General features: G+C 68.0%; 9 protein-coding genes. 6 read left to right on the plus strand and 3 right to left on the minus strand.

Going from position 1 to position 14364, the window contains the following annotated elements; all coding sequences use genetic code 11:
- Positions 1–80 precede the first annotated feature (80 nt).
- Positions 81–677, plus strand: coding sequence for a CHRD domain-containing protein (locus tag AC1RQG_RS20940; RefSeq protein WP_493134211.1), 597 nt, complete (start codon positions 81–83; stop codon positions 675–677).
- A 105-nt stretch (positions 678–782) separates the two neighbouring features.
- Here AC1RQG_RS20940 and htpG read toward each other — a convergent pair whose 3' ends face one another.
- Positions 783–2702 carry a molecular chaperone HtpG gene (gene htpG, locus AC1RQG_RS20945; protein ID WP_493134213.1) on the minus strand — a complete coding sequence of 640 codons (1920 nt, stop codon included), beginning with the start codon at positions 2700–2702 and terminating at the stop codon, positions 783–785.
- A gap of 272 nt (positions 2703–2974) precedes the next feature.
- On the opposite strand from htpG, the gene AC1RQG_RS20950 reads away from it, so the two are divergent.
- The 4 genes from AC1RQG_RS20950 to AC1RQG_RS20965 all read left to right on the plus strand — a co-directional run bounded on the left by AC1RQG_RS20950 (position 2975) and on the right by AC1RQG_RS20965 (position 8166).
- Positions 2975–4924: a hypothetical protein gene (locus AC1RQG_RS20950; RefSeq protein ID WP_493134215.1), complete on the plus strand. Its 1950-nt coding sequence runs from the start codon at positions 2975–2977 to the stop codon at positions 4922–4924.
- An 8-nt stretch (positions 4925–4932) separates the two neighbouring features.
- Positions 4933–6516, plus strand: coding sequence for a hypothetical protein (locus AC1RQG_RS20955; RefSeq protein ID WP_493134217.1), 1584 nt, complete (start codon positions 4933–4935; stop codon positions 6514–6516).
- A 2-nt stretch (positions 6517–6518) separates the two neighbouring features.
- Complete coding sequence (locus AC1RQG_RS20960) at positions 6519–7538, plus strand: CFI-box-CTERM domain-containing protein (protein WP_493134219.1); 1020 nt, start codon at positions 6519–6521, stop codon at positions 7536–7538.
- A 73-nt stretch (positions 7539–7611) separates the two neighbouring features.
- Positions 7612–8166: a phosphatase PAP2 family protein gene (locus tag AC1RQG_RS20965; RefSeq protein WP_493134221.1), complete on the plus strand. Its 555-nt coding sequence runs from the start codon at positions 7612–7614 to the stop codon at positions 8164–8166.
- Here the strand turns inward: AC1RQG_RS20965 and AC1RQG_RS20970 are convergent.
- Both AC1RQG_RS20970 and AC1RQG_RS20975 read right to left on the minus strand, forming a co-directional pair.
- Positions 8135–11563, minus strand: coding sequence for a thioester reductase domain-containing protein (locus AC1RQG_RS20970; protein ID WP_493134223.1), 3429 nt, complete (start codon positions 11561–11563; stop codon positions 8135–8137). The genes AC1RQG_RS20965 and AC1RQG_RS20970 overlap by 32 nt on opposite strands.
- A 167-nt stretch (positions 11564–11730) precedes the next feature.
- Positions 11731–13269 carry an aminotransferase-like domain-containing protein gene (locus AC1RQG_RS20975; RefSeq protein WP_493134225.1) on the minus strand — a complete coding sequence of 513 codons (1539 nt, stop codon included), beginning with the start codon at positions 13267–13269 and terminating at the stop codon, positions 11731–11733.
- Positions 13270–13383: 114 nt separating this feature from the next.
- Between AC1RQG_RS20975 and AC1RQG_RS20980 the strand changes: the two genes are divergently transcribed.
- On the plus strand, positions 13384–14352 hold the full coding sequence (locus AC1RQG_RS20980) for a threonine dehydratase (RefSeq protein ID WP_493134227.1): 969 nt from the start codon (positions 13384–13386) through the stop codon (positions 14350–14352).
- The last annotated feature ends 12 nt before the right edge of the window (positions 14353–14364 follow it).

A 14364-nucleotide genomic window follows, 5' to 3' on the forward strand; every position in this document is an offset into this window, starting at 1 on the left:
AACTCCTCCTTTTGCGACGCGGTCTAACGGTGGCGGGCGACAGTCCGTCCGCCGTTTCACGAACCAGCAAAGGAGATAAGATGAACAAGCAAATCCGACATGGCGCGGCAGCGCTCGCGCTGCTGCTCTCGACCATGACAGCGGCCCACGCGGCCAGCTACGCCGTCCTGCTCGACGGGGCGCACGAGGACCCGGCCAACGCCTCCAAAGGCATCGGCGCGGCGGTGATCGACTTCAACGACCTGATGCACCAACTGCAGGTGACGGTGGCCTATGGCGGGCTCGATGGCGTGACGACGGCGGCCCACATCCACTGCTGCACGGCGGCGCCAGGCACCGGCAGCGCGCCGGTGGCCACCGAACTGCCCAGCTTCCCCGGCTTCCCGCTGGGCGGCCATGGCGGCGCCTACACCCACCTGTTCGACACGTCGCAAACGAGCAGCTGGAACCCGGCCTTCCTCACGGCCCATGGCGGCACCACGTCCGGCGCGGAACAGGCGTTGCTGGCCGGGCTGACGAGCGGCGAGGCCTACCTCAACATCCACTCGGACACCTACCCGGACGGCGAGATCCGCGGCTTCACGCCGGCCGCGCCCGTGCCGGAGCCGAGCGGTCTGGCGATGCTGACATTGGGCCTGCCCGCGCTGCTGCTGGGACGGCGCCGCCGTCAAAGCTGACGCGCTTCGGCCCGCCCCAAAAAAAAGCGTCATGCGCACTTCCGTGCACATGACGCCAGGGTGTTCCGGCCATGCGGCCCGAGGGCCGGGCTCAATCCCGCACGCTTACTTGGCCGCGCCGCCCAGCAGCATTTCATTCAGGCGCTTGACGAAGGCGGCGGGATCGCTGAGCGAACCGCCTTCGGCCAGCATCGCCTGGTCGAACAGGATGTGGGCCCAGTCGTTGAACTGGCTGCCCGCGTCCTGGTACTTCAGACGCGTCACCAGCGGGTGGTTGGGGTTGATTTCCAGGATGGGCTTGGACTCGGGCGCGTTCTGGCCGGCCGCCTTCAACATGCGCAGCAGGTTGCCCGACAGCTCGTGCTCGTCCGCCACCAGGCAGGCCGGCGAATCGGTCAGGCGGAACGTCACGCGCACGTCCTTGGCCTTGTCGCCCAGCGCTTCCTTCATCTTGGCCACCAGGTCCTTGTAGGAGGTCTCGGTTTCCTCGTGTTCCTTCTTCTCGGCCTCGTCCTCCAGCTTGCCCAGGTCCAGGCCGCCCTTGGCCACGGACACCAGTTCCTTGCCCTCGTAGTCCTGCAGGAACGACAGCATCCACTCGTCCACGCGGTCCGTCAGCAGCAGCACTTCCACGCCCTTCTTGCGGAAGATCTCCAGGTGAGGGCTGTTCTTGGCGGCCTTGTAGTTATCGGCCGTGACGTAGTAGATCTTGTCCTGGCCTTCCTTCATGCGCGCCACGTACTGCTCGAACGAGACGTTCTGCTCGTCGCTGTCGTTCTGGGTCGAGGCGAAGCGCAGCAGCTTGGACAGGCGCTCCTTGTTGGTGGCGTCCTCGCCGATGCCCTCCTTCAGCACCTGGCCGAACTCCTTCCAGAAGGTGGTGTACTTGTCCTTCTTGTCCTGCTCGTCGGCGTTGGCCAGTTCCTCCAGCATGCCGATCACGCGCTTGGTCGAACCGTCGCGGATCACCTTCACGTCGCGCGACTCCTGCAGGATCTCGCGCGACACGTTCAGCGGCAGGTCGGCCGAGTCGATCACGCCCTTCACGAAGCGCAGATAGGTCGGCATCAGCTGCTCGGCGTCGTCCATGATGAACACGCGCTTGACGTACAGCTTGATGCCGCTGCGCTTGTTGCGGTCCCACAGGTCGAACGGCGCCTTGGCCGGGATGTACAGCAGCTGCGTGTATTCACTGCGGCCTTCCACCCGGTTGTGGGTGTGGGTCAGCGGCGCCTGGAAGTCGTGCGAGACGTGCTTGTAGAATTCCTCGTACTGCTCGTCGGTGATGTCGGACTTGTTGCGGGCCCACAGCGCGCTGGCCTGGTTGATGGTTTCCAGCTCGTCCTTGAGCACGGTCTCCTTCTTCTCCTCGTCCCACTCCTCCTTGCGCATCACGATCGGCAGCGAGATGTGGTCCGAATATTTGCGGATGATGGACTTGAGCTTCCAGCTCGACAGCAGTTCATCCTCGCCTTCGCGCAGGTGCAGGATGATGTCGGTGCCGCGCGACGCCTTCTCGATGGTCTCCACGCTGTAATCGCCCTCGCCGCCCGATTCCCAGCGCACCGCCTCGTTGGCGGCCGCGCCGGCGCGGCGGGTCTCGACCGTGATCTTGTCGGCCACGATGAAGCCCGAATAGAAGCCCACGCCGAACTGGCCGATCAGGGCCGCGTCCTGCTGCTGGTCGCCCGACAGCTTGCCGAAGAATTCCTTGGTGCCCGACTTGGCGATGGTGCCCAGGTGCGAGATGGCTTCCTCGCGGCTCATGCCGATGCCGTTGTCGGAAATGGTGATGGTGCGCGCTTCCTTGTCGAAGCCAACCTTGATTTTCAGTTCGTGATCGTTGCCGTACAAGGCGTCGTTGTTGATCGCCTCGAAGCGCAGCTTGTCGGCCGCGTCCGACGCGTTCGACACCAGCTCGCGCAGGAAAATCTCCTTGTTCGAGTACAGCGAGTGGATCATCAATTGCAGCAGCTGCTTCACTTCAGCTTGAAAGCCCAGGGTTTGCTTTTCGTTGTCAGCCATTTTTACCTCTAGTTAGTCTCGGTTGATACAGGTTTGTTGCACGGATTTTTCGAAGGTGGGGATTATAAGATCGAATTCAAGCCCACAGGAAAAAATGGCTGCCCAAACGTAAAACTTTCATCTTAGCGTGTGACAATTGGCGTATTTCCCCGGGGTTTTACTGCCTATAGTGAACACAGCCGCGCTCGCTCCCACCCATGCGGCGGGGAGCGCGCCGCCAGCATTCCTGATCCACGATGCATCCGGCGTGCATCCAAAAACGGGGGGACGTCATGATCGGCATGGCCACCAAACTGGCGGCGCTGCAGCTGCTAAAACAACGCCTGCTCGCCGCACCGGACCCGCAACTGGCGGCGCTGGGCAACCTGATCTCCAACCAGGCGCGCTACGCCAACTTCGGCGCGCTGGGCACGGCCATCGGCGACTTCGCCCCCGTGCGCCTGCCCGCCAGCGGCACCTTGGGCGGGGCCGGCGCCAATCCCTACATCGCCTTGTGGAAGCTGGTGTTCAACGTGTTCGGCGGCGACGGCACGGCCGCCAACCCCGGCCTCAAGCCGGTGCTGGACCGCATCCGCGACCTGCTCGACCGGCTCGACACGGTGGCCGCCGCCGAGGACCTGGACGCGCTGCAGGCGATGAGCGGCGAAGTGGACACGCTGAACCAGATCGCCACCGACCTCAGCGCCATCCTGGTCGCCATCAAGGGTGACGGCACGCTGAGCAATCTGGGCATCGTGCCGCAGGTGGCGGACCTGATCGGCACGCGCATGATGCCGGCCTCCGTGCGCCCGCGCGCGGGCGGCGGTGCCGGCTTCCCGCCGCGTTTCTGGACCCTGCGCGAATTCCTGTCGCAGCGGCGCACGGGCCGCTTCGCCCAGCGGCTGTGGGAATCGGCCCAGGCCAGCGGGCGCGACGAATTCAAGGCCTACGCGCTGGGCTGGTTGTCCAGCTGGTCGCTCAGCGCGGGCGGCGCCAGCGCCGTGGCCAGCATCGTCGGCGCGCCGTACCGCAACCAGTGGTGGCGCTCGCGCTTCGTCGGCAACTACATCGACCTGTGGTCCTATGGTTACGCCACGGTCGGGCCGCGCCCCAAGCCCTACACGGACTGGCCCAACCTGTGCGCGCAGGCGCTGCACGAGCAGATCGCCGTGCCCGGCGCCGCGTTCGACGCCGACCACATGATGGACGATCTGCGGCTCGGCAACGCGCTCGGCACGGGCCTGCCGGCCGATTTCGTCAGCTACTGGCTGGACGCCTACGAACACGTGTACGGCGACCTGGGCATGGACCGCCCGCAAATGGACGCCGACCGCCTGCAGGACGCCTACGCCATGGCGTGGCTGGTGCTGTGGTTCCAGACCAGCCCGCAGACGCTGGGCTGCAACGCCGTGGCCCCGGTGGCGCCCACCGACTGCGGCGGCGCGCCGCCATGGACCAATCCCGTGGTGCCGGGCGACGCCGGCGGCGGCGCGGGCGGCCCGCCGCCACCGGAGATCGACAAGAAGGTCAAGCCGGCCAACGTGGTGTGCGCCGTCCTGCTGGCCATCCTCGGCATCGTGGCGCTGTGCTTCGGCGGCTGGGTGGCCGGCGGCGCGGCCATCGCCGGCGCCATCGCGCTGGCCGTCAGCGCCGGCACCATCGACTGGGACAAGTTCCGCTGCAGCCTGGTGTGGTACCGGCTCTACATGTACAACGGTTTGCGCGCGCTGCACGACGTGATGAGCCTGGGCGGCCTGGTGCACCCGTACACGCCAGAACTGAGCACCGACGACACGGTGGTGCAGCTGCTGTCGGCCATCCCCACCCACATCCGCACCGGCGACAACATCGTGCTGACCCGGCCCTCGCGCGAAGGCTATCCCGTGGTGCCGTGGAATGGCATGGGCTTCTCGTGGTTCGACGACGCCAGCGGCGCGCTGGAGCAGCCAGGCACGCAGCCGGCGCTGGCGGCGGCCTACCCGTCCGGCTTCCTCGACGATCCGGCCAATCCGCTGGGCAGCCGCTCGCCGTTCGACGCCAGCCCGTGGCCGTTCGCGCCCGGCATGAACAACCAGCCGGCCGGCTTCATCAACACGGTGGACGCCATGCTGGCCTGGCTGGGCGCGCCCACGTCCGAGCTGCCCGACCACGACCTGGACGGCGACCGCGGCCTGGGCTTCCAGAACTGGCATTTCGTGGCGGACGACTGGACCAATCCGGTCGACATCGAACCTAGCACGTGAGGCCCATCATGCCCGACCTGAAACCGGCAAAGCGCGGCGACCAGCGGCCGCGCGACAAGCGCGACGAACAGCAATGGCTGGATGAATGGCAGCGCACCCAGGAAGCGCTCGACAAGCAGGAACAGGCGCGCCGGCGCGCGTGGCTGGCCTGGCTCAAGGAACAGGGCGGCCGCGCCCAGTACACGGCGTGGATGGTCCTGCCCTGCAACCTGGGCGACTACGGCCTGCGTCCGCTGGCCTCCGGCACGCCGTACTGGGCCTCGCCCTTCATCTGGGTCGAGAGTCCGGACCCGTCCGGCCGGCCCCAGGCCGGCGCCGAGAACCACCTGGTGGCGCGCGTGTTCAACCTGGGCGCGGGCACGGCGGCGCCGGCCAAGATCGACTTCTACTGGGCCGATCCATCCGTGGGCCTGGGGGCGGCCGACGCCCATTTCATCGGCACCGAGTGGGCCGAGATCGGGCCGATGACGTCGCGCGTGGTGCGCTGCGCCACGCCGTGGGTGCCGAGCTATCTGAACAACGGCCACGAATGCGCCTTCGTCAACTGCGACAACCACGTGCTCGATCCGCTGCTGCTGCCGTTCCAGCCCTGGGCCGACCGCCACGTGGGCCAGCGCAACCTGGCCGTACTGCCGGCCGTGGCGCAGCCGTTCCACTTCTGGGCGCCCGGCGGCACCCGCGCCGAACTGCATGTGACGGCCCTGCGCGGCGTGCTGCGCGAAATGCCCAAACAACCGACCAACGCCGTACGCCTGCTGGGCGAAGCGGCCGCCCACCTGCTGGCCGGCCTGCGGCCACAGGCCGTGACGGCGCGCCGCCCGCCGGGCGGGCCGCGCCAGCCGCCCGTGGCTGGCCAGCAGATCCCGGCCAAGACCGTGATCGCCGGCGCGCGCCAGACCGGCGCCACGCGCGTGCTGGCGCGCCCCGACGACAAGCTGCGCCCGATGCCGCTCGACGGCCGCGCGCCGCTGGGCGAACACCTGTTCAAGGTGGACGGCCAGGCCGGCATGGCCCAGCAGATCGAACTGCAACTGCAGGAGCTGACGCTGCCGCTCAACACCTTCGTGGTGCTCAATATCTGCCACACCACCGCCCAAGCCGTCACCGGCGGCTACCTGCTGGTCCTGGCCCATCCGGCCTGGTTCCGCGCCACCCCGCATTTACCTATGGAGGACGAGTCCATGAAGATTCCCAGCCAAGATCCGCAAGACGCCGCGCTGCAGGCCATGGTGATCGCGCAGTTTCCCCAGGCCCGCCTGACGCTGCAGATCGCCCGCGCCATGCATAAGCACCTGCCCATTTCCTCGATCGAGGAAATCGAGCGCGCGGTCCAGTACGTGCACGTGGACGATATGTATCTGGACCCCGGCATGGTGGAGCGCTTCGGCTTCGAGTCGCTGCTGCCGATCCGCGACAGCGCCGACCTGGTGGCCAAGATCGCCGGCATGCTGCGCATCGCCGCGCAACAGGGCCAGGGCGGGCCGTCGTCGCTGCTGACCGGCGCCTTGCCCGGCAGCCGCGGCGCCTCCATCCCCGCCGCCCATTTCGCCGGACCATCGCTGTTCGGCTCCACCGTCGCCAAAGGAGAATAGCCATGGTCTGGGCAGTGACACTCGTGGTGCACGACTGCGCCACCAATGCGGGCTTACAGGGCGCGCTGATCAGCGACGGCTACGGCGGCGGCGGCTACACCGACAGCTATGGCCAGTTCATCGCGCTGATCGACGACTACTACAGCGGCTACATCGTGCAGATCTCCAAGTCCGGCTACTCGTCGCGCAACTTCACGTTCGACCGATCGCAGATAGGCAAGCCGCAATCGACCTGCCTGAGCGTGTACGTTGCGCCGCCGCCACCGCCGCCGGGTTCGGGCGGAGGAGGCGTCAGCTGCTTCATCGTGACGGCCGCCAGCGGGTCCGAACAGTCGCGGGAGGTGACGGGCATGCGCGCGCTGCGCGACGAGGTGGCGGCGCGCGCGCCGCTGGCCGGTCGCCTGATCGACGCCATCTACGACCAGTACTGGCGCTTCAGCCCGGCCCTGGCCGATCAGATCAGGGAAAGCGACGCGTCGCGCATGGGCGTGATGGCGCTGGTGGTGCGGCCGCTGTTCGCGTGGTTCCAGCTGGCCGGCCAACTGGCGCTGGCGCCAGACGACGCGGCGGCGGTGCGCCAGGCCGAGAAGGAACTGCGCTCGGCCTGCCCGCGCTACCTGAGCCCGGCCCGGGTGGCTTCCTACCTGACGCTGCTGCTGCGCGGCGAACCCTTGCCGGCCGGTGCGCCGGGTCTGGTGACGCAACTGGAGCCGCAATTGCGCGCGGCGCTGGCGCTGCCGCTGGTGCAATGGGCCATCTTCGAACCGCTGCAACGGACCTGGCACGGCGCAGCCGAGCGGCTCGACATGCGGGACCAGGTGGCGGCCTGGCTGGGCGCCGCGCCGCTGGACTGTGTGATGTCGCCCACGCCGCAGCAGCTCGACGCGGAACTGGCGTCGCTGGCGTCGCTGGTGCGGTTCGACCCGCGCGCGCGCAGCCGGATCGGGGCCACGCTGAAAACGGCCTGGCCAGGCACCCACGCCGCGCTGGCACAAGCGGGCTTGATTGATGCAGGGACCTGAAGCACGCCTTTTCTTGGGCACCCGGCTGGCCTGGAGTGTGGGGTTGGCCGGGTTTTGGGCGCTGGGCTATTTTATGGCCGGCATATGGCTGCATCCAGCGCCCATTTTTAATCCATCGTCCGCGCTCGACGCGGCCATCCCGTTCGCCGGACTTGCACTGTGGCCCTATCTGTTCGGCATTGTCTGGATGGGCATGCCGGCTGTACTGCTACAGTCGCCCGCACTGTTCCGGCACACAGCCCGCAGCTATGCGCTGCTGATCGCCTTCTCCATCCTGTGTTTTGTGCTGGTGCCGGCGGCGGCGCCTGAACTGCGTGCCCGGGCCAGCACCGCCGGACTGGACCCGCTCACGGCCTGGGCCCTGCTCCATCTGCACGCGATCGACCCGCCGCGCAACCTGCTGCCATCGCTGCACGTATCGCTGACGGCGCTGGCCGCCCGCGCGCTGTCGCGCCACGACGCCCGCTGGCGCCTGCCAGGCGCCCTGGTGCTGGCCACCATCGTGGCCGCTGTCTGCCTGTCCAAGCAGCACACGGTGGCCGACGCCGCCGCCGGCCTGCTGGCGGCCGGCCTGTGCGACGCCTTGGCACGCCGCCTCAATCCTGCGCCGCCCCCGCTGCCGCCGTGAGCGGCGCGATCATGCCCTGCTCCAGCAGATAGCGCACCAGATAGCTGGCCGTCTGTTCCAGCGAGGGATCGGCCCGCCCGTCCGGCAAGCCATCGCGGGCCTGTCGGTAGGCGCTGCTGCTGTAGCGCTTGAGCTGCATGGCGGCGATCTTGTCGGCCGAGCGGTTGAAGAAGTCGAGTAGCGGAAACACGGGATCGCTGGCCGAGCACCGCAGGTTGAGCTGGTCGATGAAATGGGGGATGTCGTAATAGCGGAAGCGATAGCCGAAGTCGCGCTCGATCACCCGGGTCAGGGCCGTCATGCTGTAGTAATTGTCCGCCGTCACATGCAACGGGGTGGCCGGCGCCTGCGGCCGGCGCGCGATGGCCACCATATTGTGGGCGATCACGTCCGCCGCCACGATGCTGAGCTGATTGGGCGTATCGACGGCGATCCCGTGGCGGATCATGAAGGCCAGCATGCGCAGCGCAACGTCGTTGTCATCGCCCGCGCCCCGGGTCGAGACGGAAATCAGCGAAGGCCGGTAGACGCGCACGTCCATGCCGGCCGCGCGCGCGGCCAGCGCCTGCTGTTCGGCCACCCATTTGCTTTGCGCATAGCCGAAGTCCAGCGCTTCCATGCCCGCGTTGCAGTCCGATTCCAGCAGCACGCCCTTGGCGCTCCAGCCGAAAATGAAGGTGCTCGACACCAGATGCAGGCAACGCGCGCCACTGTCGCGGGCCAGCCGCAAGGCTGTGCGCGTGCCATCCACATTGGTGGCGCGCATGGCTTCATAGGTCATCACGTAATTGACGCAGGCGCCGTTGTGGAACACTTCACCCACGCTATGCGCCAACGCCTGCCACTGCGCAGCGTTCAATCCCCACGACGGCAACGCCAGGTCGCCGCACACGGCGCGCACGCGCGCGCGCAACTGCGCCTGCAGCGCGGGCGTGAGCAGGCGCGCGTGGCGCAGGGCCGCCTCCACCCGCGCCATGGCGGCGCCAGGATCCGATGCCCGCACCAGCACCACCACCTCGTCGTCGCCCTGGCGCAGCAGCGCATCAAGCAGGAAGGGGCCGAAGAAACCCGTCACGCCCGTCAGCAAGAGGGCCCGACCGGCCCGACCGGTGGGCGGCGCGAAGTCTTCCGTGACGGGCAGCGCTCGGCCCCGGTCTTCCAGCATGCGCGCCGCGATGGCGTCGTCCAGCGACGCGCGCAGCTGCGCCAGGGCCGCCATGGCCGCATCGGCGCCGCCCGTATCGCCGTGATCGAGCGGCGCCAGCGCGGACAACAGGCTACGCTGCGACAGGCGTTGCAGCAGCTGGGCATCGAGCGCCTCGGCCAGCGCGCCCGAACCGAAGCCACGCAGCACGTCCTCCAGCTCCAACTGGATTTCCGTCAGCGCCAGCGAGTCGATGCCAAGGTCGGCCAGCGCCACGCTGTCGCTGGCGATCCCCTGGCGGGCGAATGCGCGTTGCACGGCGCTGCGCCAGTTAGATTGTTCCCCATCGGCTTCGCCTTCCCGCAGCATGCAAGGCGCGTCGTTACGCCAGCTTGCCAGCGATTCAGCCTTGCCGGCTTCGAACAGGGCGCGCGTTTCGGCACGCGCGATCTTGCCCGAGGTGGTCATGGCGACCGTGCCCGGCGCGACCACGTGCAACTGGTCCGGCAGCAGGCCGCACACGGCACGGATGGCCAGCGCCAGCACTGCGGGATCAGGCAAGGCGTCGGCGCGCTGCGGCTCGGCCAGCACAGTCACACTTCCGTCGTCGCATTGAAATGCGCAGATGCCGCGTGGCCGCACGGCCGCACCGCTGGCCGCCACCGCTTCCTCCAGGTCGTCCGGGAAGAAATTGGCGCCGCCGATGATCAGCATGTCCTTGCTACGGCCACACACGTACAACTGGCCTTGGTGGAGGAAACCCAGGTCGCCCGTGCGCAGGGGCCAGCAGTTACAGCTGTGGCTGGTGTAGCTGGTGTGGCTGGTGTGGCTGGTGTGGCTGGTGTGGCTGGTGTGGCTGGTGTGGCTGGTGTGACTGGTGTGGCTGGTGTGACTGGTGTGGCTGGCGTCGCTGGTGCCGCTGCCCTCGCCTGCCTGCTCGCCCAACAGCGCGCGGGTGGCTGCCACATTATTCCAGTAGCCGGCGGTGACGCACGGGCCGCCCACCCTGATCTCGCCCACTTCCAGTTCCGCCAGCGGCAGGTCACTTCCCGGCGCGCAGATCCGCACGTCCACGCCGGGCACGGGGGTGCCGCAGCTCGCGTATTCCACGGCGCATCCGGCATCGCCCGCTTTGGCGAGAATTTGCTTGTGCGTTTGCGTTTGCGTTTGCATGCGCGTGTGCGTTTGCGCGTCCGCGTGTCCGTTCCCGCCCGCGCGCGGGTCGCGCAGCACGGCCAGACTGCTGCAGCCGCCGTGCGTGACGTTGAGCGTGTTCTCCGCCAGTCCGTAGGCCACCGTGCACGCCTCGCGTGCCAGGCCAAAGCGGGCGAAACGGCGATGGAAGCGCCGTATGGTGTCCGGCCGCGCAGGCTCGCCCGCGTTCATCAACACCCGCAGGCAGGACAGGTCCACCCCATCCAGTTCGGCGTCCGACACTTTGCCCTCGCGCAGGCAGTATTCGAAGCCGAAGTTGGGCGACGAACTATAGGTCGCGCCCACTTCCGCGATCATGCGCAACCACAACGCGGGGCGGCGCAGGAAGTCGACCGGCGCGAAGCCGTAATTGCTGCCTCCCGAGATGATGGGGAACAGGTAGTAGCCGATCAGGCCCATATCGTGATGCTGCGGCAGCCACGAAACGCCTGTCGGCACATGATCGAGCGTGGCGCGCGCGTTCGCGATCACGTTCTCGTGGCTGACCATGACGCCGCGCGGCAGGCCCGTGGAACCGGACGTGTATTGCAGGAACAGCAGCCGTTCATGGCGGGGCGGCGGCAAGCCGGCGCCGGCGGACAGGGGATCGGACGCGGTCGCGCCGTCGTCCAGCGCCAGCAACGGCCACGGTGGCGCCATGCCGGAGGCGGCGAACAATTGCGCCAGCCGCGCCGCGTGCACGTCATCCGTCAGCAAGGCCGCCGCGCCGCAATTCTCGCCAATCGCGCGCAGGCGGCGCATGGCCGTGTCGCCGGCCGTGCGCGGCAAGGCCACCGGCACACCGATCATGCCGGCGCGTGCGCAGGCAAGCAAGGCGGCCACCCCTTCCAGTCCGGCCAGATGCGCCAGCAGCACGCGCGCGCCGGGCGCCAGGCCGGGCGTGGTGATCAGGCGCGCGGCCAGGGCTAGCGTGTACGCGTGAAAAGTGCGGTAGGTGTGGCGCGCGCTGGTCTGTCCCAGCCGGTCGCGGAACTCGAACAGGACTTTGTCAGGCTGCCGCTCAGTCCAGTGTTCGAGCAGATCGAAGATGGAATCCATAGGCGCAAGCTCCGGCGGTGCACGGCGTCATGCTGCAACACGTGCAGTGTGAAAGTGACCAGTGATGCGTATGCAGCGATGCTTGATCGGTGATGCTTGATCTTTGATGTTTGATCTGTGAAGCCTGATTTGTGTAGCACGACGCCGGCTTCCGCCGACAGCCCATTCTAGCGCGCCGCGCGCCCGCGCGGCAGCTCCCGTTCAAGAAAACGCCACACGGCCGGATCCTGCATGGCCGCCACGTTGAGCCGCATGCGGGTGGACGGCAGTTGCTGCGGCGAGAACAGGCTGCCCGGCGCCAGCAGCAATCCTTCCGCCGAGGCTCGTTCAGTCAGCGCGTTGGTGTCGCAGCCCGCGTCGGCCCACACGAACATGCCGGCCGTGGGCGCCACGTCGATCGTCATGCCGAGCCGCTCCAGCTGGCGTATCGTCTTGGCGCGCACGCCATCGAGCCGCGCGCGCACCCGGTCGGCGTGCTTGCGGTAAGCGCCCTCCGACAGCACCTTGTACACCACCCGCTCGCCGATGTCGCTGGTGGTCAGCGTGGTCAGCATCTTGCGGTCGGCCAGGCGCTCGGCCCATGCATGCGAGGTGACGATGTAACCGACCCGCAGGTTGGCGGCCATGGTCTTGGAGAAGCCGCCCAGGTAGATCACGCGCCGCAACTGGTCGAGCGCCGCCATGCGCGTGGCCGGCTGCACCGCGCTGCCCGGATGCAGGTCGCAATAGATGTCGTCCTCCACGATGACGAAATCGTATTCCTCGGCCAGCCGCAACACCTGGAACGCCTTGGCCGCAGACAGCGAGGTGGAGCTTGGGTTGTGCAGCACCGAATTGATGACATACAGCTTGGGCCGGTGGATGGCCGCCAGTTGGGTGAGCTGCGCGATGTCCGGGCCATCGGCCAGGCGCGGCACGCCCACCACCTTCGCACCCAGCGCGGCGAACGAGCCGAACATCAGGAACCAGGCCGGGTCGTCGACGAAGATGGTGTCGCCGGGCCGCACGAATTCGCGCGCCACCAGATCCAGCGCCTGGGTCACGCCGGCCGTGGTGACGATCTGCTCGGGCGCCGCGCCAATTTCCAGCTCCGCCAGCTTGCGCTGCAACTGCTGGCGCAACAGCAGCGAGCCGTGGGGCACGCCGTAATTGAGCAAGGTGCCCGGATGCTGGCGGCTGACGGCGCGCAGCGCGTTGGCCACCATGGGGCCATCGAGCCATTCGGCGGGCAGCACGCCCGTGCCGGGCATCTGCTGGTGCGGCACCTGGCGGAACATGTTCCGCACCAGCCAGACCACGTCGATCGGCTTGGTATCGAAGCGCTCCTGCATCGGGCGCGCCACCTGCCCCGCTCCCGGCGCGGCGGCACCCGGACCGAGCGCGGGCCGTTCGCGCACATAGAAACCGGCGCCGCGCCGCGATTCCAGGTAGCCGCGCGCCACCAGCTTGTCGTAACTGGCCACCACCGTGAAAGCCGACACACCATGCGCGGCGGCGAACTGGCGGATAGACGGCATGCGCGCACCGCCGCGCAGCAGCCGGTCGTCGATGCGGGCCGCCACGGAACGGACGATCTGGTCGATCAGCGATTCGCCCGATTCGCGCGACAGCAACCCCACCAGCGCCACGGGCCGCGCCTTGCCGGCCGGCGCGGATGGAGTGGTAGATGCGGGCGCGGCTGCGCGCACGGACAGTGTATTGGTCATATTACCGTCACAGTATTTGAAATTATGTGGAAAAGTGTATTGGTACTGTACTGGTGTTGTCGCTTAGGATACACCTGAAACGCCCGCAAATCCACCACCAGAGGAACCCAAACCATGTCCCTGCCCACCTGCTCCGAGCTCGACGCCGCCGGCGCCACCGTCTATGCCGCCATGCCGCCCACGCCCCAATACAGCTGGCCCCTGCTGAACGAGGCGCTGGGCGTGGAAACGTGGATCAAACACGAAAATCATACCCCCACCGGCGCCTTCAAGGTACGCGGTGGACTGGTCTATGTGGAAGCACTTGCACGCCGTTTGCCCGGCGTCAAAGGTATCGTGCTGGCCACGCGCGGCAACCACGGGTTGTCGCTGGCCTACGCGGCGCGCCGCCATGGCCTGCAGGCGACCATCGTCGTACCGCACGGGAACAGCACGGAGAAGAACGCCGGCATGCGCGCGCTGGGCGCGCGGCTGATCGAACATGGCGACGAATTCCAGGAAAGCCGCGAGCACGCGCTGATGCTGGCCGAACGCGATGGCCTGCACATGGTCCCGTCCTACCATCCGGACCTGATGGCCGGCGTGGCCACGGCCTGGATGGAACTGCTGCGCGCCCGCCCCGGCCTGGAACTGCTGCTGGCGCCGATCGGCCAGGGTTCCAGCATCTGCGCCGCCATCGCCGCCCGCGACGCGCTCGGGCTGAGCATGCCCATCATCGGCGTGGTGTCGCAACATGCGCCGGCCTACCAGCTGTCGTTCCGGGCGCGCCGCAGCGTCGAATCGCCCGTCACCACCGTGCTGGCCGATGGCCTGGCCTGCCGCGTGCCCGATCCGCACTCGTTGGCCATGATCCTGGAACACGTGGAGGACGTGGTGACAGTCAGCGACGAGCAGGTGGCGGACGCCATGCGCCTGTACCACCGTGCAACCCACAACGTGGCCGAAGGGGCCGGCGCCGCCGCGCTGGCCGCCGCCCTCGCCCTGCAGCAGGATCCGCGCTGGCGCGGCCGCAGCATCGGCCTGCCCCTGACGGGCGGCAATGTGGACACGGCCATGCTGGCCGGTGTTCTGCAAGGCGCCTGAACGGCCCGGCCA

The organism is Rugamonas sp. GW822-FHT03B10 (assembly GCF_058801745.1).